The organism is Saccharomonospora azurea NA-128, from assembly GCF_000231055.2.
Lineage (GTDB): Bacteria > Actinomycetota > Actinomycetes > Mycobacteriales > Pseudonocardiaceae > Saccharomonospora > Saccharomonospora azurea.
This window is the reverse complement of the sequence record NZ_CM001466.1, coordinates 1,083,593-1,103,663: the sequence shown is the minus strand read 5'-3', so window position 1 is coordinate 1,103,663 and position 20,071 is coordinate 1,083,593. Positions and strand designations below refer to the sequence as shown.

20 protein-coding genes are annotated in these 20,071 nt (G+C 69.4%); 14 read left to right on the top strand and 6 right to left on the bottom strand.

Annotated elements, in window-relative coordinates:
• From SACAZDRAFT_RS04975 to SACAZDRAFT_RS04955, 5 genes are all read left to right on the top strand, one after another.
• A partial coding sequence (locus tag SACAZDRAFT_RS04975) for an acyltransferase family protein (RefSeq protein ID WP_232286363.1) occupies window positions 1-1,312 on the top strand: 1,312 nt, incomplete at its 5' end.
• 179 nt (window positions 1,313-1,491) lie between these two features.
• Complete coding sequence (locus SACAZDRAFT_RS04970; RefSeq protein ID WP_005439276.1) at window positions 1,492-3,561, top strand: acyltransferase family protein; 2,070 nt, start codon at window positions 1,492-1,494, stop codon at window positions 3,559-3,561.
• A gap of 95 nt (window positions 3,562-3,656) precedes the next feature.
• Window positions 3,657-3,923: a GlsB/YeaQ/YmgE family stress response membrane protein gene (locus SACAZDRAFT_RS04965; protein ID WP_005450889.1), complete on the top strand. Its 267-nt coding sequence runs from the start codon at window positions 3,657-3,659 to the stop codon at window positions 3,921-3,923.
• 86 nt (window positions 3,924-4,009) lie between these two features.
• The gene (locus tag SACAZDRAFT_RS04960; protein WP_005439274.1) at window positions 4,010-4,978 is read left to right on the top strand and encodes an NADPH:quinone oxidoreductase family protein; all 969 of its coding nucleotides are present in this window, start codon (window positions 4,010-4,012) and stop codon (window positions 4,976-4,978) included.
• 236 nt (window positions 4,979-5,214) lie between these two features.
• Window positions 5,215-5,406: an MBL fold metallo-hydrolase gene (locus tag SACAZDRAFT_RS04955; protein WP_050983455.1), complete on the top strand. Its 192-nt coding sequence runs from the start codon at window positions 5,215-5,217 to the stop codon at window positions 5,404-5,406.
• A 4-nt stretch (window positions 5,407-5,410) separates the two neighbouring features.
• On the opposite strand, the gene SACAZDRAFT_RS04950 is transcribed toward SACAZDRAFT_RS04955, so the two are convergent.
• Window positions 5,411-5,644 carry a hypothetical protein gene (locus SACAZDRAFT_RS04950; RefSeq protein ID WP_005439273.1) on the bottom strand — a complete coding sequence of 78 codons (234 nt, stop codon included), beginning with the start codon at window positions 5,642-5,644 and terminating at the stop codon, window positions 5,411-5,413.
• Window positions 5,645-5,846: 202 nt separating this feature from the next.
• The gene (locus SACAZDRAFT_RS04945) at window positions 5,847-7,109 is read right to left on the bottom strand and encodes an NAD(P)/FAD-dependent oxidoreductase (protein WP_005439269.1); all 1,263 of its coding nucleotides are present in this window, start codon (window positions 7,107-7,109) and stop codon (window positions 5,847-5,849) included.
• 139 nt (window positions 7,110-7,248) lie between these two features.
• Between SACAZDRAFT_RS04945 and SACAZDRAFT_RS04940 the strand changes: the two genes are divergently transcribed.
• Complete coding sequence (locus tag SACAZDRAFT_RS04940) at window positions 7,249-8,775, top strand: PucR family transcriptional regulator (RefSeq protein WP_005439267.1); 1,527 nt, start codon at window positions 7,249-7,251, stop codon at window positions 8,773-8,775.
• Window positions 8,776-8,813: 38 nt separating this feature from the next.
• On the opposite strand, the gene betT is transcribed toward SACAZDRAFT_RS04940, so the two are convergent.
• Window positions 8,814-10,985: a choline BCCT transporter BetT gene (betT, locus tag SACAZDRAFT_RS04935; RefSeq protein WP_269726600.1), complete on the bottom strand. Its 2,172-nt coding sequence runs from the start codon at window positions 10,983-10,985 to the stop codon at window positions 8,814-8,816.
• 144 nt (window positions 10,986-11,129) lie between these two features.
• Between betT and SACAZDRAFT_RS04930 the strand changes: the two genes are divergently transcribed.
• The gene (locus SACAZDRAFT_RS04930) at window positions 11,130-12,599 is read left to right on the top strand and encodes an aldehyde dehydrogenase family protein (protein WP_005439263.1); all 1,470 of its coding nucleotides are present in this window, start codon (window positions 11,130-11,132) and stop codon (window positions 12,597-12,599) included.
• 164 nt (window positions 12,600-12,763) lie between these two features.
• Window positions 12,764-13,126: a PASTA domain-containing protein gene (locus tag SACAZDRAFT_RS04925; protein WP_005439261.1), complete on the top strand. Its 363-nt coding sequence runs from the start codon at window positions 12,764-12,766 to the stop codon at window positions 13,124-13,126.
• A 48-nt stretch (window positions 13,127-13,174) separates the two neighbouring features.
• Here the strand turns inward: SACAZDRAFT_RS04925 and SACAZDRAFT_RS04920 are convergent, their stop codons facing one another.
• Window positions 13,175-13,510 carry a cupin domain-containing protein gene (locus tag SACAZDRAFT_RS04920; protein WP_005439259.1) on the bottom strand — a complete coding sequence of 112 codons (336 nt, stop codon included), beginning with the start codon at window positions 13,508-13,510 and terminating at the stop codon, window positions 13,175-13,177.
• A 198-nt stretch (window positions 13,511-13,708) separates the two neighbouring features.
• On the opposite strand from SACAZDRAFT_RS04920, the gene SACAZDRAFT_RS04915 reads away from it, so the two are divergent.
• From SACAZDRAFT_RS04915 to SACAZDRAFT_RS04890, 5 genes are all read left to right on the top strand, one after another.
• Window positions 13,709-13,978, top strand: coding sequence for a DUF1876 domain-containing protein (locus SACAZDRAFT_RS04915; protein ID WP_005439258.1), 270 nt, complete (start codon window positions 13,709-13,711; stop codon window positions 13,976-13,978).
• A gap of 129 nt (window positions 13,979-14,107) precedes the next feature.
• Window positions 14,108-15,817, top strand: coding sequence for a GAF domain-containing protein (locus SACAZDRAFT_RS04910; protein WP_040927914.1), 1,710 nt, complete (start codon window positions 14,108-14,110; stop codon window positions 15,815-15,817).
• Window positions 15,818-15,889: 72 nt separating this feature from the next.
• A complete protein-coding gene (locus SACAZDRAFT_RS04905) occupies window positions 15,890-16,192 on the top strand; it encodes a hypothetical protein (RefSeq protein ID WP_005439255.1) in 303 nt (100 codons plus the stop codon).
• Between the two features lie 242 nt (window positions 16,193-16,434).
• On the top strand, window positions 16,435-16,755 hold the full coding sequence (locus tag SACAZDRAFT_RS04895) for a lipopolysaccharide assembly protein LapA domain-containing protein (RefSeq protein WP_040927671.1): 321 nt from the start codon (window positions 16,435-16,437) through the stop codon (window positions 16,753-16,755).
• A 52-nt stretch (window positions 16,756-16,807) separates the two neighbouring features.
• Window positions 16,808-17,665: an MEDS domain-containing protein gene (locus SACAZDRAFT_RS04890; protein ID WP_005439251.1), complete on the top strand. Its 858-nt coding sequence runs from the start codon at window positions 16,808-16,810 to the stop codon at window positions 17,663-17,665.
• A 36-nt stretch (window positions 17,666-17,701) separates the two neighbouring features.
• On the opposite strand, the gene SACAZDRAFT_RS04885 is transcribed toward SACAZDRAFT_RS04890, so the two are convergent.
• The gene (locus SACAZDRAFT_RS04885) at window positions 17,702-18,157 is read right to left on the bottom strand and encodes a VOC family protein (protein ID WP_005439249.1); all 456 of its coding nucleotides are present in this window, start codon (window positions 18,155-18,157) and stop codon (window positions 17,702-17,704) included.
• A gap of 180 nt (window positions 18,158-18,337) precedes the next feature.
• Between SACAZDRAFT_RS04885 and SACAZDRAFT_RS04880 the strand changes: the two genes are divergently transcribed.
• Window positions 18,338-19,438, top strand: a complete 1,101-nt coding sequence (locus SACAZDRAFT_RS04880) for a class I SAM-dependent methyltransferase (protein WP_005439246.1) — start codon at window positions 18,338-18,340, stop codon at window positions 19,436-19,438.
• 20 nt (window positions 19,439-19,458) lie between these two features.
• Here the strand turns inward: SACAZDRAFT_RS04880 and SACAZDRAFT_RS04875 are convergent, their stop codons facing one another.
• Window positions 19,459-20,034 carry a helix-turn-helix transcriptional regulator gene (locus SACAZDRAFT_RS04875; RefSeq protein ID WP_005439244.1) on the bottom strand — a complete coding sequence of 192 codons (576 nt, stop codon included), beginning with the start codon at window positions 20,032-20,034 and terminating at the stop codon, window positions 19,459-19,461.
• Window positions 20,035-20,071 lie beyond the last annotated feature (37 nt).

The window sequence follows — 20,071 nt, the reverse complement described above, 5'->3', positions numbered from 1 at the left end:
GGCTGGCGTCGTGTGGTCTTGTGTTGCAGGTCGGCACGATGTTCCGGGTTATGTGGCGTTGTGGCCGATGGTGTCGGCGGCGTTGGTGTTGCTGGCCGGTGCGACGGGTAGTCGGGTCGGTGCGGACCGGTTCTTGTCGTCTCGGCCGTTGATCTACCTGGGTAACATCAGCTATTCGCTGTATTTGTGGCACTGGCCGGTGCTGTTGTTCTACCTGCTCGTGCGGGGTCGCACGGAGGTCGGTCTGGTCGGTGGTGCGGGTGTGATCGGCCTGTCGGTCGTTCTGGCCGTGTTGACTTACCACCTGGTTGAGAACCCGGTCCGGGATTCCAGGATCGGGGTGAACAACCGGTGGGGGGCTTATCGGTTCGCGGCGGTCGTGTTGGTGCCGGTGGTCGCGGTCGCGGTGGTGTGGCAGAACGTGACTCTGGATCGGGCCGAGTTCGAGTTCCGAGCCGATGATTCCCGGTATCCGGGGGCTCAGGCGTTGATGACGGGCCAGCCGGTCTACGACTCCACCAACGACGTCGTACCACCATTCGCGGCAGTGTCCCGCGACTGGACCACGTGGCAGCCGGGTGAGTGTGTCCGAGTCCCGGTCGATGACGACGTCAACGTGCGCGAGTGCAGAATGTCACCTCCCGAAGGCGTCGAGCCGGAGCGCCGGATCGCGGTGGCGGGTGACTCGCACACGTGGCAGCTCAACTCCGCGCTCATCCCGATCGCGAAGAAGAACAACTGGGAGCTCAGCGTTTTTTACCGGCCGGGTTGTCCCTTCACCGCGACTGAGACGGATCCGATCAGCGAGGAATGCGCTGAATGGAATCGGGAGACTCTTCCCAAGATCATCGAGCTTCAGCCCGATGTTCTGATCACGATGGCAACCCGCGACGTGCGAGTAGGGCTGAAGGAATGGCTGCCGGACGGCTATGTGAAGCAGTGGCAGCGCCTCCACGACGCCGGTGTGCCCGTGCTCGCTGTACGTGACAACCCGCGTTTCGACTTCGAACCGTCGGAGTGCGTGCAGCTCAAAGGCTTCACGGCCGAGGAGTGTGCACGTCCACGGGACGACATGTATCTGGCGGTGCCGCCCTACGAGACTGAGCCGACTCCGCCGAACACCGAGTTCGTCGACCTCAGCGACGCCTTCTGTACCGCCACACAGTGTCCGCCGGTGATCGGCAACGTGCTCGTGTACGCGGACGACAACCACGTTACGGAGACGTACATGCAGACGATGGCAGCGATTCTGCAGGAGAAGATGCTGAGCGCCCTTGGGTGGGAGGCCACGGTCGCCGCGGCACCGAAGTGACCGCGAACTGATGAGCATGATGCCTGGTGGCATGCCTGACCGCGGTCGATGGGGAAGAGGGCGTTCGTCGCAGCGGCGGTCCGACCGGTGCACGACAGTCCAGACCGACCGAGTGCTGTCCGTCAACCTCCTCGGCACGTCCGGGGATTCGTACCTGTAAACGGGAGGGCCTTCCGGCGATGACCACGTTGCGGGAACCTTTGCGGGAGGAGAACGCGTCCACTCCGGCGCCGCGACGAGCACGTAAGTTCCGCCCCGAACTGCAGGGACTTCGCGCTCTCGCTGCCGCGTTGGTGGTCGTTTACCACGTGTGGTTGGACCGCATCTCGGGTGGCGTGGACGTCTTCCTGTTCGTGTCGGGCTTCCTCATCACCGGGCAGCTCTTCCGGGCGAGTGTGCGGGGCCGTATTGAGTTCCGGTCGTTTTGGGGCCGGATGTTCAAGCGGCTTTTGCCTGCGGCGTTGACGGTGCTTGTGGTGACGATGGCGGTGTCGCTGTTGTGGTTGCCGGAGCATCGGTGGTTGCAGGCGGGTAAGGAGATCGTCGCTTCGGCTTTGTTCTACGAGAATTGGCAGTTGGCTGCTGATTCGGCCGATTATTTCGCGCAGAATAGTTCGGCCAGTTTGATGCAGCATTTCTGGTCGTTGTCGATCCAGGGCCAGTTCTATGTGGTGTGGCCGTTGCTGATCGGTGTGTTGTTGCTGGTCGTGCGGTGGCTGGGCTGGAACATGCGGACCACGCTGCTGGTGGTGCTCGGTGTGTTGTTCGCGGGGTCGCTGGCGTTCTCGGTGTGGCTTACGGCCGTGAATCAGCCGCTGGCGTATTTCCACTCGGGTACGCGGGTGTGGCAGTTCGCGTTGGGTGGGATTCTCGCTCTGACGATCGATCGCATTGTTTTGCCGCGCTGGTTGGCGCTTGTGGCGGGTTGGCTCGGGGTGCTCGGGCTGGCGTCGTGTGGTCTTGTGTTGCAGGTCGGCACGATGTTTCCGGGTTATGTGGCGTTGTGGCCGATGGTGTCGGCGGCGTTGGTGTTGCTGGCCGGTGCGACGGGTAGTCGGGTCGGTGCGGACCGGTTCTTGTCGTCTCGGCCGTTGATCTACCTGGGTAACATCAGCTATTCGCTGTATTTGTGGCACTGGCCGGTGCTGTTGTTCTACCTGCTCGTGCGGGGTCGCACGGAGGTCGGTCTGGTCGGTGGTGCGGGTGTGATCGGCCTGTCGGTCGTTCTGGCCGTGCTGACCTATCACCTGGTCGAGAACCCGGTTCGGGATTCCAGGATCGGGGTGAACAACCGGTGGGGGGCTTACCGGTTCGCGGTGGTCGTGCTCGTGCCGGTGATCGCTGTCGCGGTGGTGTGGCAGAACGTGACTCTCGATCGGGCCGAGTTCGATTTCCGCGCGGATGACCCCCAGTATCCGGGGGCCCAGGCGTTGGTGACGGGCCAGCCGGTGTACGACTCCACCAACGACGTCGTACCACCATTCGCGGCGTTGCCTTACGAGTGGATCAGTTGGAAGCGCGGCGAGTGCACGAGGGCTACGGAACAGGGCGTTGAGGTCCGAACGTGTACGGTGAAGCCGTTGAACGGCGCGGAGCCCAAACGCCGTCTCGCGGTGGTCGGCGACTCGCACATCCTGCAACTCATGGCAGCACTGCGGCCGATCTCGGAGCGGTTGGACTGGGAGTTGGTCGTGTTGAACAAGCCGGGCTGCCCGCTCACCGCCACCGAGGTGCTCCCGAACAACCAGAGCTGTGTCGACTGGAACCGCGTCGTGCTGCCGAAGATCATCGACATGCAGCCGGACGCCGTGGTGACCATGGCGACTCGGGACGTGCGTGTTGGCTTGGCCGAGCGCACTCCCGAGGGCTACGTCCGGCAGTGGCAGCGCCTGCACGAGGCAGGCATCCCGGTGGTAGCGATCCGGGACAATCCGCGTTTCGACTTCGAGCCGTCGGGGTGTGCCCAGATTCATGGCCTGACCTCCGAGAAGTGCGGCCACCCGCGCGCGGAGATGTACCACGCCGTGCCGCCCTACGAGTCGATGCCCGCGCCGTCGAGCACGTCGTTCGTCGACCTCAGTGACTACTACTGCACCGCCACACAGTGTCCGCCGGTGATGGGGAACGTGTTGGTCTACATGGACGACAACCACGTCACGGAGACGTACCTGAACACGCTGTCGCCCATCCTCCAGGAGAAGATGCTCGCGCAGCTGGGCTGGGAGGACACGGCGTCGAAGCCGCAGTGACGTCTCGACCACCGAGGGTGCGGGCCCGAGGCGGCGCACGATCGGCCCGGGCCCGGCTTGGTGGCGCGTGTTCCAGTTGCCCGTAGGGTGACGCCATGGGTGTACTCGGTTGGATCGTTCTCGGACTACTCGCAGGCGGCATCGCGAAGATGCTCATGCCGGGCCGGGACCCGGGCGGCTGCCTGATCACGATCCTGCTCGGCATCGGGGGCGCGATGCTGGGCGGCTGGATCGGCAGGACGGCCTTCGACGTCGACCTCGGGACGTTCTTCGATCTCCGCACGTGGGGGCTGGCCATTCTCGGCGCGCTGGTGATCCTGCTGCTCTATCGCATGGTGATCGGCTCCGGACGACGAGATTGAGGGCGTGTTCGGCGCCACACCTCCCGCTGAAGTGAGCGCTTGCTTAGTATGGTGCGGACCGTCGCCCCCTGACGAAGGAGTCACGCATGCGAGCTGCGCAGATCACCAGCCTCGACGGGCCCGCCGCGGTGAGTGTGGCCGACATCGACGAACCACGCGGTGCCGACGGAGCCGTGGTGGTCGACGTGCATGCGGCCGGGGTGACGTTCCCCGACGTGCTCCAGACGCGGGGGCTGTACCAGTACAAGCCGGAGCTGCCCTTCGTCCCGGGTACGGAGGTCGCCGGCGTGGTGCGGTCGGCGCCGGACGACGCGCCCGTGCGACCGGGTGACCGCGTCGCCGCGTTCCCCGGCATCGGTGGGTTCGCCGAGACCGTGGTCGTGTCGCCCGACGCCGTGTTCGCGATTCCCGACACGCTGTCGTTCGTGGCGGCGGCCGCACTGCCGATGAACTACCTCACCGTGCAGTTCGCGCTGACCCGGCGTGGCGGGCTGCGGGAGGGCGAGACCGTGCTTGTGCACGGCGCGGGTGGTGGCGTCGGCACGGCCGCGGTGCAACTCGCGTCGGCGCTCGGCGCGCGGGTGATCGCGGTGACGTCCTCGCCGGAGAAGGGCGAGGTCGCCCGGCGGGTCGGGGCGCACGAGGTCATCGCGCCCGACGGCTTCCGCGACGCGGCGAGGGACCTGACGGACGGAGCCGGAGTCGATCTCGTGGTCGATCCGGTGGGAGGCGACCGGTTCACCGACTCGCTGCGGTGCCTCGCACCGGAAGGGCGGCTGCTCGTCGTCGGCTTCACGGCGGGCGAGATCCCCACGGTGAAGGTCAACCGCCTGCTGCTCAACAACATCTCGGTCGTCGGCGTCGGCTGGGGTGCCTTCTGGGGCACTCGGCCCGGTTATCTGCAGCAGCAGTGGGCCGAGCTGCGCCCGCTCGTCGACGACGGCGTGCTCGACCCTCCGGTCGGCGCGACGTACACGCTGGACGACGTCGCCGCGGCGCTGACCGAACTGGACACTCGCGCGGCGAAGGGCAAGGTCGTCCTCACCCTCCGCTGAGCCCCTGCACCGTGTCCGCGCCCTGGGCACGCGTGTCCGCAGTTCCCGTACGGCCGCTCGCCGGCCCGGGTGCGGGAAGTGCGGACACTGGTGCGGGAAGCGCGGACACGCGTGCGGGAAGTGCGGACACGCGTTCGCTGAGTGCGGACACGGCTGCGGTGGAGTGGTGAGGGCCGCTAGCGTCTGTTCCGGGGCACACCGAGGGCAGCAACGCGCTGTACGAACCGGATCACCGTGTGTTGTTCACCGGCGACACGCTCGCCGAACACGACGGAGCCGTGATCCCGGGCGTGTTCAACACGGACCGCGCCGAGCTGATGCGCTCGATCCGGTCTCTGTCCGAACTGGACGTCGGAACACTGTGTTTCGGCCATGGCGAACCGGTGGTCTGTGCGGCCGGCACGGCCATGCGACGGCTGGTGGCGTGAGGCGTCACTCCACCGCGGAGGCCACGTCCACGACCTTGTCGTGGCGGACCCACACCGGTTCGGCGTCGGCGCCCGCGTCGTCGGGGCGGGTGGGAAACCACAGCACCGAGGTGTACGGGTCGGCGATCGGAAAGGCGACGACCTCGCCGCTGAGGAAGAGCTTCTCCATCCCGATCGGCGTTCCCGCGAGGTAGGTGATCCGGTCACCGACGACGATCTGGTCGGCAGTCTTGTTCATGACGGTCCCCTCCGGACACATATCCGGACCCCAGTGGCTTCTCGTTCTTCTGACGGTCACACCGTAGAACCGCAATGAGCGAGGTGAAAATTGCATCACAGGAACGAGTGACAGCCGAACAGGTGCAATCGCCGAGAGGCACGTAACGCCGCCGACCGGTCACTCGCCACAGAGGACTGGACCGCGTCGGCGGCGGCGTCGCTCAGCGCAGCGGGTCGACCGCCCGTAGAGCCTCCGGCTGCTTGCCGGTCACGATCTGCTCGGCGAGCAGGCGGCCGGTGATCGGACCCTGCGTGTAGCCCCACATGCCGTGCCCGCCCGCGACGTAGAGGTTCGGTGCCGTCGTCGCGCCGATCAGCGGCTTGCCGTCCGGTGTGACCGGGCGGGGGCCCACCCACTCGTCGGTGCGCTTCTCCCAGTGCACGCCGTCGAGCAGCGTGCGAGCGGAGGAGACGATGGCCTCGATGCGGGCCTTTTCCAGCGGCGCGTCCGGGCCCTGGAACTCCATGGTGCCCGCGACCCGCAGCGCATTCCGGTAGGGCGTGCACGCCACCCGGACGTTGGGCAGGTAGACGGGGTTGGGCACCGGCCGGTCGGTGGGCACGGTGAACGAGTACCCGCGCCCCGCCCGAACCGGTACCCGCACGCCCTTGCTGCGGGCGAGTCGGTCGAGCCAGGCGCCGGTGGCCACGACGCCGACGTCGCCCGAGATCTCCTCGCCGGAGCGGGATTCGAGGGTGACGGACTGGCGGTGCGAGCGGATGGCGGTGACCTCGAAGCCGGTCTGGATCACGCCGCCCCGCCGGCGCACGGCGTCGGCCAGTGCGTGGACGAACGCGCCGGGGTCGACATAGCGCTGACCTTCGAGCTGCACCCCCGCGGTGATCCGGCCGGAGGCCTGGGGTGCGAGTTCGCGCAGTTCGTCGCCCTCGAGGCCGCGGTAGGTGATGTGGCCGCCGGAGGCGTTGATGCGCTGGAGCTCCTTCAGCAGACCGGTGGCCTGCTTCGGGGTCTCGAACAGCGCGGTGATCGGGGCGCTGGTGGTGGGGGCGGTGACGCCCGCCGAGGTCAGCGTGTCGAACGCGGCGAGGCATTCGGCGTTGAAGGGAAGGTTCGCGCGGGCCGCGCGTTCCCACGAGCCCCAGGTGCAGTGGGCGGCGAACTGGGTCAGGAAGCGCCACAGCCCGAGGTCGGGCGTGAACGGAACGTGCAGCGGGGCCTTCGGGTCGAGCAGCGTGCGCAGCCCGTACTTCAGGACGCTCGGCTCGTTGAGGGGGATGGCGAGTCCGGGGGAGAGCCAACCCGCGTTGCCCCACGAGGCTCCGGCCGCCACGTCGTCACGATCCACCACGGTGACGTCGACGCCGTGGTCCTGGAGGAACCAGGCGGTCGACAGGCCCACGATTCCCGCTCCGACCACCACTGCTGTGCGGGGACCGCCGACGATGCGCGTGTGTTCGTTCATGACCGCCTGCCTCCTCTGGCCTGCTGTGCGTCGTTGCGCCCTCCAGAGTGACCGACCACATGCGTCCGGCGTTTGTCGGATCCGGACAATCTGAAGGCGACCCTTTGTACGACGACGTTCACGGGGAACACTCACGCCCATGGTGACACTGGATCGGCTCATCAACGTCCTCGGTGGATACGGCGTCGTCCCTCTGGCGGCCGTGCCGTCGCGCGGCGCCGATCTGCACAGCGTCGTCGTGCACGACCCGGCGGACAGCACGACTCCGGTCGGTGACGTCCTGCTGGCGGTGGGGGTGCGGGACGCGCGGCGCGCGGTGGAACTGGCGGTGGCCGCACAGGCGAGCGCGGTGCTGGTGCACGGCTCGGCCACCGACCACGGGGCCGGGGCGGAGGCGACGCGACACGGCATCGCGGTGCTGCTCGTGGACGCGGCCGTGTCGTGGAGTCAGATCTGCGGTGTCGTCTACGGACTGGTGCTGGAGGGCCGCGAGACCGAGTCCGGGCGCGGCCCGAGCGACCTGTTCGCGCTGGCCGACGCGATCGCGACGACCGTGGGCGGGCAGGTCACCGTCGAGGACCGCATGTCGCGGGTGGTCGCCTACTCCTCGCTCCAGCAGGACGCCGACCCCGCTCGCCTCGACACGATCCTCGGCAGGCGGGTGTCGGAGCCGGTGCGGCGGTTGTTCTCCGAACGCGGCGTGTTCCGCCACCTCAGCACGTCGGAGGAGCCGCTGTTCGTCGCGCCGTCGCCCGAACACGGGTTGCGGGGCCGCATGGTGGCGGGTGTGCGTGCGGGCCGGGAGCTGCTCGGTTCGGTGTGGGTGACCTGCGACGAACCGCTCACCGGGCAGCGGCTGCGCGGCCTGCGGGACGGCGCCGAGGCCGTCACCCTGCACCTGCTGCGTTCGCGGGTGAGTTCCGACCTCGAACGGCAGGTGGAGTCGGAGCTCGTGATCCAGCTGCTGGAGGGCACCCCGGAGGCGGCGTCGGTGTGCGGCAAGCTGGGCCTGCCCCCGGACACCTTCCGCGTCGTGGCGTTGCAGGCCCACGCCGACGACGAGCGGCACGCCGCCGTGTTGCTCGCCTACGACCGGGCCACGACGGGTTTCGGGTGGTCGCGACCGGGACGTAGCACGCTGTTCGGCAACACGGTGTACACGGTGTTGCCCTGCGGGGACGACCCGGCGCCCGCGAGGACGTGGGTCGCGGAGCTGGTGCGGGATCTTCCGGACCACGTCACGGTGGCGGCGGGCATCGGGGGCGTGTGCGAGGTGACGCAGCTGCCGGCGGGGCGGCAGGAGGCGGACGAGTGTCTCGCGCTGCACGTCACGCGACCCGGTGAGGAGCCGGTGGACTACGACGCCGCGTGGTCCGACATCCTGCTCCAGCGGCTGCGCACGGCGGCCGAGTCCGGTCGGCCGCCGCGTCGGGGGCCGATCCGGGAACTGGCCGACCACGACGCCGCGCACAACACCCGGTACGTGCCCACGCTGCGCGCCTGGCTGGAGGCGCAGGGCGACCTCGGGGCGGCCTCGGCCGCACTGAACGTGCATCCCAACACGGTGCGCTACCGGATGCGCCGGATGAGCGAACTGGTGCGGTTGCGGCTCGACGACCCCAAGACCCGGCTCGCGCTCGTCATCGCCCTGGCCGTCGCGGACTGAGGGCCGACGGTCGCGCGCGGTCCGCCCGGACGGACGCGTCAGCGGGGGGCATCGCCTTCCTCCTCCGAGGGAGGTTCGCCGGGGGAGGGCGGTGCGTGGTCGGGAAGCACGTGGCGGGTGTCGGTCCGGCGGTGCAGGCGGAGGAATTCGAGGTGCCGCTCGTACTGGTCGAGGACGTCGCCGATGAGCTGGTCCCGCGTGTAGCCCATGACGTTGTAGTCCTGCCCGCCTTCGGGGAGGTGCACCTCCATCCGGTAGTAGCGGTCGTGCTCGGCGACCGACCGCATGGCGAACGCCGGAGTGGGTCGCTCCACCGGACGCACCCGGTACCCGAAGTGCTGCTCCGTCCCCAGTTCCACGCGCAGCGTGACGTCCGGCAGCGTGCTCCCCGGCTCGGTGTCCTCACTGACGGTGGCCTGCACCCCGCGGTTCTCGAGTTCACGCGCCACCTCGTGCAGCGCCGGTCGGCACACCTCGTCGACGAACCGCGTCGCCGCCCGTCTGCCGGGGAAGCTGAGCGTGCGGGCGAGCCGGTGCCGCCAGGTGGCGGGCACCCCGGGCGCGGTGGTCCGCACCGACAGCGACGACGACAACGTGGTCCGCAGCGCCTCCTCGCGATAGCGTTCCACGCGCAGCGCCCGGTACAGGCCCCAGATGATCAGGAACATGACGACGGAGAACGGCAGCCCCATGATGATGGTGGCGCTGGTGAGCGCGTCGACGCCGCCCACGATGAGCATGGCCATGGTGAGCAGGCCAGTGGCCACGGCCCAGAAGATGCGCAGCCACGGTCTGGCGTCGGTGACGGGCGTGGGCAGCCGGGAACTCAGGTTGGCCATCACCAGCGCGCCGGAGTCCGCCGACGTCACGTACAGCAGCAGGCCCACGAACGTCGCGAGTCCCGCACTGAACGTGACGCCGGGGTACTGGGCCAGCAGTCCGTAGAAGCCCTCTTGCGGCGCGTTCATCGCGGTGTCCCCGAACTGCACGTTGCCCTGGCGGACGATGCTGATGGCGCTGTTGCCGAACACCGAGATGAACGTGAGGGTGAACAGGAACGGCACGACGAGCGTGGCCGCGACGAACTCCCGAAGGGTGCGGCCACGAGAGATGCGGGCCAGGAACAGCCCGACGAACGGGGCCCACGCGATCCACCACGCCCAGAAGAACAGGGTCCAGTCGTTCAGCCACTCCACGGGCCGGTCGTAGGCGAACGTGTTGAGCGTCATCGACGGGAACCGGCTGACGTAGTCGCCGATGTTCAGCACGAGTGCGTTGAGCAGCTGGACCGGGCCTTCGAGCACCAGCACGTACACCATCAACACCGCGGCGAGCAGGATGTTGAGCTGCGACAACCTGCGGATGCCCCGGTCGACGCCCGACACCGCCGACGCGGTGGCCATGAGCACCGCCAGCACCACGAGCGCGAGCTGGGCGGCGACTCCCTCGGGGATGCCGAACATGAACCGCAGGCCGTAGTTCAGCTGCACCACTCCGATGCCGAGCGACACGGAGATGCCGAAGATCGTGCCGAGGATCGCGGCGAGGTCCACGACGTCGCCGTACCTGCCGTGGATCCGTTTGCCGATGATCGGGTACAGCGCCGAGCGGATCGCCAGCGGTAGCCGGTAGCGGAAGGCGAAGTAGCCCAGTGCCATGCCCATCAGGGCGTACATGGCCCATCCGGTGATGCCGTAGTGGAACAGCGTCCACACGACGGCCTGGCGCGCCGCTTCGACGGTCTGGCCGGAGCCCTCCGGGGGTGCGAGGTAGTGGCTGACGGGGCCCGACACGGAGAAGAACATGAGGTCGATGCCGATTCCCGCCGCGAAGAGCATCGCCGCCCACGAGAACACGCCGTAGTCGGGCGTCGCGTGCTGCGGGCCGAGCTTCACCTTGCCGTAGCGGGAGACCGCCACGAACAGGACGAACCCGAGGTAGAGGGTCGCGGCGAGGAAGTAGTACCAGCCGAAGCCGGCCGAGATCCACGCCACGGCGCTGCCGATGACGTTCGAGGTCCCGGTCGGTGTGATGATCGCCCAGGCCGACAGCGCGATGATGAGCAGTGCCGCCCCGAAGAAGACCCGGGACTTCAGCGGGCGCTCCCGTTCCCCGACAGTGTCCAACTCGGACGGAGAGTCGGGAGAGTTCCGGTCGGGGTTCCTGTTGCCGTCGCTGGTCGCCAACGCCGCTCCCGTTCGTTCGCGCACCCACCACCCGCGTTCGTCCGCGCTGTGGGTGCGGGCGGTGGCCGCTATGTTTGCGTTGAGGAGGCTTCAGGGCACGCTCTCCAACGGTAGCGAGACCGACGACGCCGCGCTGGGCACGCCGCACTTCGCGGGGAAGGTGGCTCCATGTCCACTCTGTTCATCGACGGCCGCTGGGTGTCCGCCACGGCGGGCGGGACTCGGGAGGTCGTCAATCCGTTCGACCAGTCCGTGATACGCACGGTCGACGAGGCCGCGGCGACCGATGCGGAGGCCGCCGTCCGGGCCGCGAGAGCGGCGTTCGACGACGGCGAGTGGCGTGGGTGGACGGCCCGCCGCCGGTCGCTGCTGCTCCGGCGCGTGGCCGAACTGCTGCAGCGCGACCGCGCCGAGATCGCGCGCCTGGAGACGCTCGACACGGGCAAGACGCTCGTCGAGAGTGGCATCGACGTCGACGACGTCACCTCGGTGTTCGAGTACTACGCCACCCAGGCGGAGTCCGATCCCGGAAGGCTCGTCGACGCGGGCAATCCCGCGGTCCGCAGCCGGGTGCTGTACGAACCGATCGGCGTGTGCGCGCTGATCGCGCCCTGGAACTACCCGCTGTTGCAGATCGCGTGGAAGGTGGCCCCGGCCCTCGCGGCGGGCAACACGATGGTGCTCAAACCCAGCGAGACGACGCCGTTGACCACGATCAAGCTCGTGGAGCTGCTCGACGAGGCGGGCGCACCCGCCGGCGTGGCGAACCTCGTCCTGGGCGCCGGTGACCCCGTGGGTTCGACGCTCACGGAGAGCCCGCAGGTCGACATGGTGTCGTTCACCGGTGGGCTGGCCACCGGGAGCGCCATCATGGCGTCGGCGGCGCGCACCGTGAAGAAGGTCGCGCTCGAACTCGGCGGCAAGAACCCGAACATCGTGTTCGCCGACGCCGACTTCGAGGCCGCCATCGACTACGCGCTCATCGCGGTGTTCTTCCACGCGGGGCAGGTGTGTTCAGCCGGGACCCGGTTGGTGGTGGAGGACGCGCTGCACGACGAGTTCGTCGCCGAACTCACCCAGCGGGTGGAGCGGATCAAGCTGGGCAACGGCCTCGACGCCGACACCGAGAGCGGGCCGCTGGTGTCCGCGGAGCACCGCGAGAAGGTGGAGTCGTACGTGTCGATCGCCGTCGACGAGGGAGCGCGGCTGCTCACCGGAGGGCGCCGCCCCGACGACCCGAAGCTGGCGCGGGGGTTCTTCTACCTGCCGACCGTGTTCGACGACTGCCACGGCGGCATGCGGGTGGTGCAGGAGGAGACGTTCGGTCCGATCATGACGGTCGAGCGGTTCTCGGAGATCGAGGACGCGGTGAGGATCGGCAACGACACCACGTACGGGCTCGCCGCGGCCGTGTGGACGGGCGAGGCGCGCAAGGCCGAGTACGTCGCCCGCGCGTTGCGCCACGGCACCGTGTGGATCAACGACTTCGGCCCCTACCTGCCGCAGGCGGAGTGGGGCGGGTACAAGCGCTCGGGCGTCGGGCGGGAACTCGGCCACGCCGGACTCGCCGAGTACCAGGAGGCCAAGCACATCTACGAGAACACGGCTCCGGAGCCGCAGCGCTGGTTCGCCCGCTGATCCTCGGGCCGTGACTTCTCCGGCGGTGACACGGTTGGGTGACCGTGCGACGATGAGGGTGTGGAACGGCGGATCCCTCCGGTGAGGACGGTTCGCGAGGCCCCCGGCCAGTGGGGCCGACTGGTGGACGTGCCCACTTCCCCTCCTTCGTCGGAGGTCACCTCATGCGCGCAATCCACCGTAAGCTGGGCTCTCTCGTCGTCGGCGTCCTGACTCTCGGAGTCGGTTCCTGCCTGCCCCTGAGGGCGGCGCTCGACGACACCGCCCCGTCCGGTCCGGTACCGATGCCGTCGTTGCGCGGCGTGGTGCTCGGAAACGGTGTCGCGGCGTTGCGAGCCCTGGGAGTCGAGAACGTCACGACCGTGCCGGTCGACGGTCATCTGTTCGTGGTCGACCACGACAACTGGGTCGTGGTCCGGCAGGCACCGAAAGCCGGAGTGACCGTCGCCCCCGACGAGGAGGTGACGTTGAGCGTGCGCAAGACCGAGGAGGCGGAGTCGCGGTTCTGCTTCGACAACGACTGCTGACGACGACGGCTGACGACGACTGCTGACGAGGCGCGGGAACCACACGCTTCAGCGCAGCGCCACGGTGAGCAGCAGCGTCGCGTCGGTCAGCGCGTAGACCGAGTGTCGCTCGGGTGGCAACGTCGCGAGGTCCCCCTCCGCGAGCTCCCACTGCCTGCTCGGCGTGCGCAGAAGCACGCTGCCGCCCAGCACGTGCAGTGTTCCGCCGGGTGGGGAGTCGTGTTCGGCCAGCTCGGTGCCGGTCAACAGGGCGATCAGCGTGGACCGCAGCGAGTTGCCCGCGACGAGTGTGCGCGCGGTACGGCGAGCGCGGTGCTTCTCCGCCTCGTCCAGTAGCTCGGCGGCCAGCGCGTCGACGGCGGTCACCGTGGGGTGTTCGCTCACCGTGTCCTCCTGTCGGTCCGACTGCTCGCGGGGTGTGGCTGTCGCTGCAGTCATCGTGCTCGCTCGCGTTCTCGCGCGCCACTCGCGGCCCGGGTTCGCAGGACGCGGGGCCTCGGCGAGCCCCCCCGTTCGGGACGAAAGTCTCTCCCGTCGAGCCGAGACGGCGAGGCAGTGTGGATCCACAGAGAGGCGATCGACATGGAACACACGAACACCTGGACGATCAACATCGTCATCGACGAACACGACGGGCAGACCCGAGCCGAGGCGCTGCTGCGCAAGGACGACGGGACGGGCCACACGGGAATCGGTGTGGCGAGGCGGAATCCGCGCGACACCGACGTGCCCGCCATCGGCGACGAACTCGCGGTCGCGAGGGCGCTGGCCGACCTGTCGCACCAGTTGCTGGAGAGCACGGCGACCGACATCGAGGCGATCACACACCAGCCCGCACACCTCGCGCGCTGACGGGCCTCACTCGCGGGTTCGGGGACTCGTCGAGCGCCGTGGGAGCCGGGCCGGTGGCGGACCGTGGTGGCTCGGTTCGGACTGCGTGACCAGCGGATTGGCACCGTCGGACTCGGGTACACGCCCGATATGCCGAGCAGTGCCGAAGCCGGCGGCAGGGAGCGGAACACGCTGCGCTCGACGCCGGCCACGCGACAGTTGTCGAAGCTGAAGCTCGACGAGCTCCTCGCCGGAGTGCAGAGCCGGCTCACGGAGATCTCGCGGACCAGCGATCGGCTGCAGGCGCTGCTCGACGCGGTGCTCGCCGTCAGCGGGCAACTCGAACTCGACGTCACCCTGCGTCGCACCGTACGGGCGGCCGTCGACCTGGTCGACGCACGCAGCGGCACGTTGACCGTGTCCGACCCCGGGGAGGGGGTCCCCGATCGGGTGTCGGTCGACCTCGACTCCGACGACGGCACCCTCGACGCGGACGACCCGGCCGACACAGCGACGGACCCGGCGACGCACGTCGAGGTACCGCACGCCCGCGACCCGGAGTCGCGGGCGGCACTCGCCGTACCCGTGCGAGTGCGCGACGAGACCATCGGAACCCTTTACGTGAGCCGGAAACGCGGCGGTGGGGAGTTCAGCGCCGACGACGAGATCGTGCTCCGGTCCCTGGCGGCATCGGCGGGTGTCGCGGTGGAGAACGCGCGGCTGTTCGAGCAGACGAGGGTGCGCGGCCGGTGGCTGGAGGCCGTGACGTCGGTCAACGCGGAGCTGCTGTCCGGGGCCTCACCCGACCGCTCGCTGCAACGGCTCGCCGAGGCGGCCGGGGAGCTGTCCGGAGCCGATGCGGCGGTGGTCCTGCTCGACGAGGGGTCGGGGGAGTTGTCGGTCGGCGCGGTGTGCGGACCGGTGCCCCGACTCCGGGTCGGTGAACTGATCGCCGCGCGAGGCGTGCTCACCGACGTGCTGCGCACCGTCGAGCCCGCGGTCCTCGACGACCTCGGCCGCGCGGACACCCGGCTGCCCGCGGGTCTCACCACGTCGTTCGGGCCGGCTGTGGTGGCACCGCTGCGCAGTGCCGAAGGGGTGCAGGGCGTGCTGTTGGCGCTGCGGCGCCGCAGCGCCGCGGGGTTCACCCGCCAGGACATGTCGCTCGTGGCGTCGTTCGCCGCGCAGGCCACTGTGGCGCTGCGATTCGCGGACAAGCAGAAGAGCGAGCGCGCCATCGCCCTGCTCGCCGACCGCGACCGCATCGCCCAGGACCTGCACGACCACGTCATCCAACGCCTGTTCGCCCTCGGAATGGGGTTGCAGAGCGTGCTCGGTCGGATCCGCGATCCCCACGCGGCCGAGCGGGTTCAGGACGCGGTGCGGCGACTCGACCAGACGGTGCGGGAGATCCGCACGTCGATCTTCAACCTGCATTCGATGGGCAGGTCCGGGCACAACAGCCTGCGGCGCAGACTCCTCGACATCGCGTCGAGCCCGCCGGCGGGCGCGGCCGCCCCCTCGGTGCGGATCGGAGGCGCGCTCGACACCCTCGTGCCCGAGTCGCTCGGCCGGGACATCGAAGCCGTGGCCCGGGAAGCCATCGGGCAGCTCGCCAGGCAGCCCGCCCACCACGGCGATCCGCCGGAGATCACGCTCGACGTCGACGTCGGTGACGTGGTGACCGTCGACGTCCTCGTGGAGGGATCCGCGCCCGTGCCCGACCACAGCGGCTGGCTGGAGGAGGTCCGGCGGCGCGCTCACGACCGTGGTGGAGAGGTCCAGGTCGACGCCGGCGACGGCGCGGTGCGGTTGACCTGGACGGTGCCGTTGCCCGACCCCGACACCGCGTCGTCGTAGCGGGACCTTCGGCTCTTCACCGAGCGAAGGATGCGGAGGACTCTCGGGAGGGAACCGTCGGGGGAGGGCACCATGACGTCAGAGGCCGGGGATCTCGCGGAACGTGTGGCGCAACAGTTGGCGGCGGTGGTCATCGCCGCCTTGCGGCCCGATCCGGCCGCACCCGACACGGGGCCCGACTCGCGCACCATCGGAGCGGCCGTCGAACGGCTCGGGGTGGAACTCGGGTCGTTACTGCGCCAGCTGGAGGACCGTCCGGTGCGGAGTGACGACACGTTGCCGGGCGTGACCAAGTCCGACAGCGCGGTGGTGAGGGCGGCCAAGCTCGCGCGGCAGATCATGTTGTCGGGAAGCCACGACGGTGACCCGCCGTGACCGGTGGCGGAGGGCGAGGGCATCGGTGGACACGTCGCGGTGCCGCTGTCGGTCGAACGGGGTGCGTACAGCCTGCCGTCGTGGGAACACGGACCGGTGACCGGGCGGCCGCCTGGTCCACTGTGCACGGTCCTTGTCTCGTCGCGGACGTGGGGCGACGACTCCGTGGCACATCGTCGGGGTGAGCGCAGCGAAGAGGACGTTGCCCTGCGAGCCCGGTCGGTCGGGCCGACCATGGAGTCATGAGTACTCCGGCCGGTGGCGCGTCCCGAGAGCGGGGTGAGAAGGCCCGAGCGGCGGAGCGCACCAGGATCAGTGGCGCGTGGGCGAGCGCGATCATGGCGACGCTGCTCCTCGTCGTCCTGCTCGTCTTCATCCTGCAGAACACCGAGTCGGTCATCGTGCGGTTCTTCGGGATGTCGGGCTCGCTGCCGCTCGGCGTGTCGATGTTGTTGTCGGCTGTGGTCGGTGCCCTGGTCGTCGCCGCGTTGGGCGCGGCCCGGATCGCGCAGCTCCGTCGCACGGTCCGCCGGAGCGCAGGCAGTCGTCGGGATCACCGCTGAGTAAGGACTTTCGGACCCAGTCGCTCCCCGTGGGAGCTGGTTAGGTGGTGCCATGCGCAGGACAAGCACGCTTACCGTCCCGGTGGGACGGGGCTGGCATGATCATGCCTGCTGGTTCCACACCGGGCCCGACGACTGGCGTGCGGCGTTGGTGCCCTTCGCCGGTGAGGGTGTGGCGCGGCGCGAGGGCCTGCTCTACCTCTCCGACAAGACCGAGGACGAGCTGGCCGACGATCTTCGGGCACTGCCGCACCGGGACGAGCTGCTGCGGACCGGCCAGCTCTCCGTGATGAGCATCGAGCCGGCCCGGGGTTCCGCGGGCGGCCAGGTGCTGGCCGAGCAACTCGCGCTCATCCGGCGCGCCGTGGAGGGTGCCGTGGCGGCGGGCTACAGCGGACTCCGACTCATGGTCGAGAGCGCGCCCCCGGTGCAGAGCCGGTCCGACGCCGAGCGGTTCGTCCACACCGAGCTGCTCGTCGACGAACTCACCGCGCGACTGCCTTTAACCCTCCTGTGCGGGTACGACGGCCGGTTCGTCGACCGCCGCGCGGCCGCGGCTCTGGCCTTCGTGCACCCGGTGCGCCAGCACTCCACGTTCGGTGTGGGCACGGGACTGTACGCCGATCCCGACGACGAGAACACGTGGCGGGTCTACGGCGAGCTCGACCTCGCCTCACGCGAGGTGTTCGAGATCGCCCTCGACGCCCTGCCCGTGCACGGCGACCTCCATCTCCGCCTCGACGAACTCGGCTTCATCGACGTCGGAGGTGTGCACGCGATCGCCGCCCTCGCCGAACGCATCTCACCCCGACGGCTCGTGCTCCACGACGCGCCGACCGCGTTACGGCGCATCCTCGAACTCTCGCGCGACGAGTTTCCCGCGATGCGCCGGGTCGTGGCCGGCGTGTGAACGACCCCGGGTGGCGGCGAGACGCCTCGTCCGGCGTCACCCCTCGGTGGCGGCCTTCCGGATCGTCGCGATATCGATCTTGCGCATGGGCAGCAGCGCCTGCTGGGCCCGCTCGGCCTTCGCCGGGTCCGGATCGGTGAGCAGACGGGGCAACTCGGAGGGCACCACCTGCCACGTCAGGCCGTAGGCGTCGGTGAGCCAACCGCACTGCAGCTCCGTACCACCGGCGGTCAACGCCGACCACAGCCGGTCGACCTCCGCCTGGTCGGTGCACGGCACGTAGATCGACGCGGCCGGAGAGAGCGAATAGTTGGGGCCGCCGTTGAGGGCCATGTAGTGCTGGCCGCGTAGCTCGAACAGGACCACGAGAGCGTCTCCGCCGGGCTTGCGCGCGATCTCGTGGACACGCAGATCGGGAAACACCTCGCCGTAGAAGCGCACGGCCTCCTCCGCGCTGTTCGAATACCACAGGCAGGTGGCGATGCGATCCATCTCCGCGTCCCTTCCCGAAAGCGGGTGGTGGGTTCCGTCGCCGCGTCCGCCGGGCGCGATCGGCCCCGCAAGCGGCGTACCCGGCACGCGGGAGGCCAACCCCGCCCGACGTGCGCGCAATGCGTATGGACGTTCCGGCTCGGCGCGCGTGTGCTGGACGGAGCACGTAAGGAGGCGCACATGACCGCGACCAATCCGTCCGACGCCGTCGACGTCGTCGACTCCGAGAAACTCGAGGAACTCCTGCACCAGGTGGTCGCCGACGTGGGAGCGGCGATGACCGTGCCACTGGCGCTGATCGGTGACCGGCTGGGCCTGTTCACCGAACTCGCCGACGGCGGGCCGATGACCGCGGACCGGCTGGCCGACCGCACCGGGCTCGTCGAGCGCTACGTGCGGGAGTGGTTGCTCGCGATGGCCACCACCGGCTACGTCACCTACGACGGCGGCGACACCGACCCGGCCACCGCGCGGTACCGGCTGTCACCGGAGCAGGCCGAGGTGTTCACCGACACCGAGAGCCCGGCCTACATCGCGGGAGCGTTCCAGAACCTCACCGCGGCCACCCGCATCCTCGACCGCCTCACCGAAGCCTTCCGCACGGGTGAGGGCGTCGGTTGGCACGAGCACCACGAGGACCTCTTCCTCGGCACCGAGCGGTTCTTCCGCCCCAGCTACCTGGCCAACCTCACCACGACGTGGATCCCGGCCCTGCCCGGTGTCGAGGAGAAGCTCAGGACCGGCGCGCGCGTGGCCGACGTCGGATGCGGGCTCGGAGCGTCGACGATCATCATGGCGCGGGAGTATCCGCAGAGCACGTTCGTGGGCATCGACTACCACGCGCCGTCGATCGTGCTGGCGCAACACCGGGCCGCCGAGGCGGACGTGTCCGACCGGGTCTCCTTCCGCACCGCCGGCGCGGCCGACCTCGAAGGCGCCTTCGACCTCATCGCCTTCTTCGACTGCCTGCACGACATGCCCGACCCCGTCGGAGCACTGAGCGCGGCACGTTCGGCGCTCGCCGACGACGGCGCGGTGATGCTCGTGGAGCCGATGAGCTGGGACACCATCGAGGAGACGCTGAACCCTCTCGGTCGCCTGCTGGCGGGCGCGTCGACGTGGATCTGCCTGCCGAGCGGACTGTCGGCCGAACCCGCCTACGGCCTCGGCAACCAGGCCGGCCCGGCGAAGACCTGCGCCCTCGGCCGAGAAGCCGGATTCTCGGTCGCACGCGAAGCCGTGGCCACCGACTTCAACCGGGTGTACGAGCTGCGGAAGTGAGCCGAAGGATGTGCCGTCGCTCAGCCCAGGATCCTGGCGACCGCCGCGGCCCGGCCGTCGACCCGGAGCTTGCGGTACACGTGCTCCAGGTGCTTGGCGACCGTGCGCGGGCTCAACGCGAGTTCGTGCGCGATCGCGACGTTCGTCCGGCCCCGCGCGACCAGCCGAAGGATCTGCCGTTCCCGCGACGTCAGGTCGGTGTCGGCCGGCGTGGGACCGACGAACCGATCGGAGTAAGCGCGTCGCAGCACCGAGGCGATCGGCTCACGCAGCAAGGCACACACGTCGTGCTCGACGTCGGTGAAGGGGCGCGACCAGCGAGTGAAGACCACGGTGACGTGCAGGTCGGCGTACGGCTGCACCGACAACGCGGCGCGGTGGCCGGGAAACCCGTTCTCCGGGGGACAGCGCCGGAACTCGACGCGGTGCACCGTCCCGGCCCGCAGGTGCCGCTCGTGGTAGGTGACGGCGTCGGCCGCGAGCAGGTCGCACATCACCGCCAGGCACGACTCCGGGAACCGCTCCGGGGCGGTGATCCCGGCGATGGTGTCGACAGTGGACACCAGCTGACGCACCGTGCGTAGTGAGAAGTACATGGCCGGCTCGAGGAGGGGAGCAAGGCGTGCCTTTCGA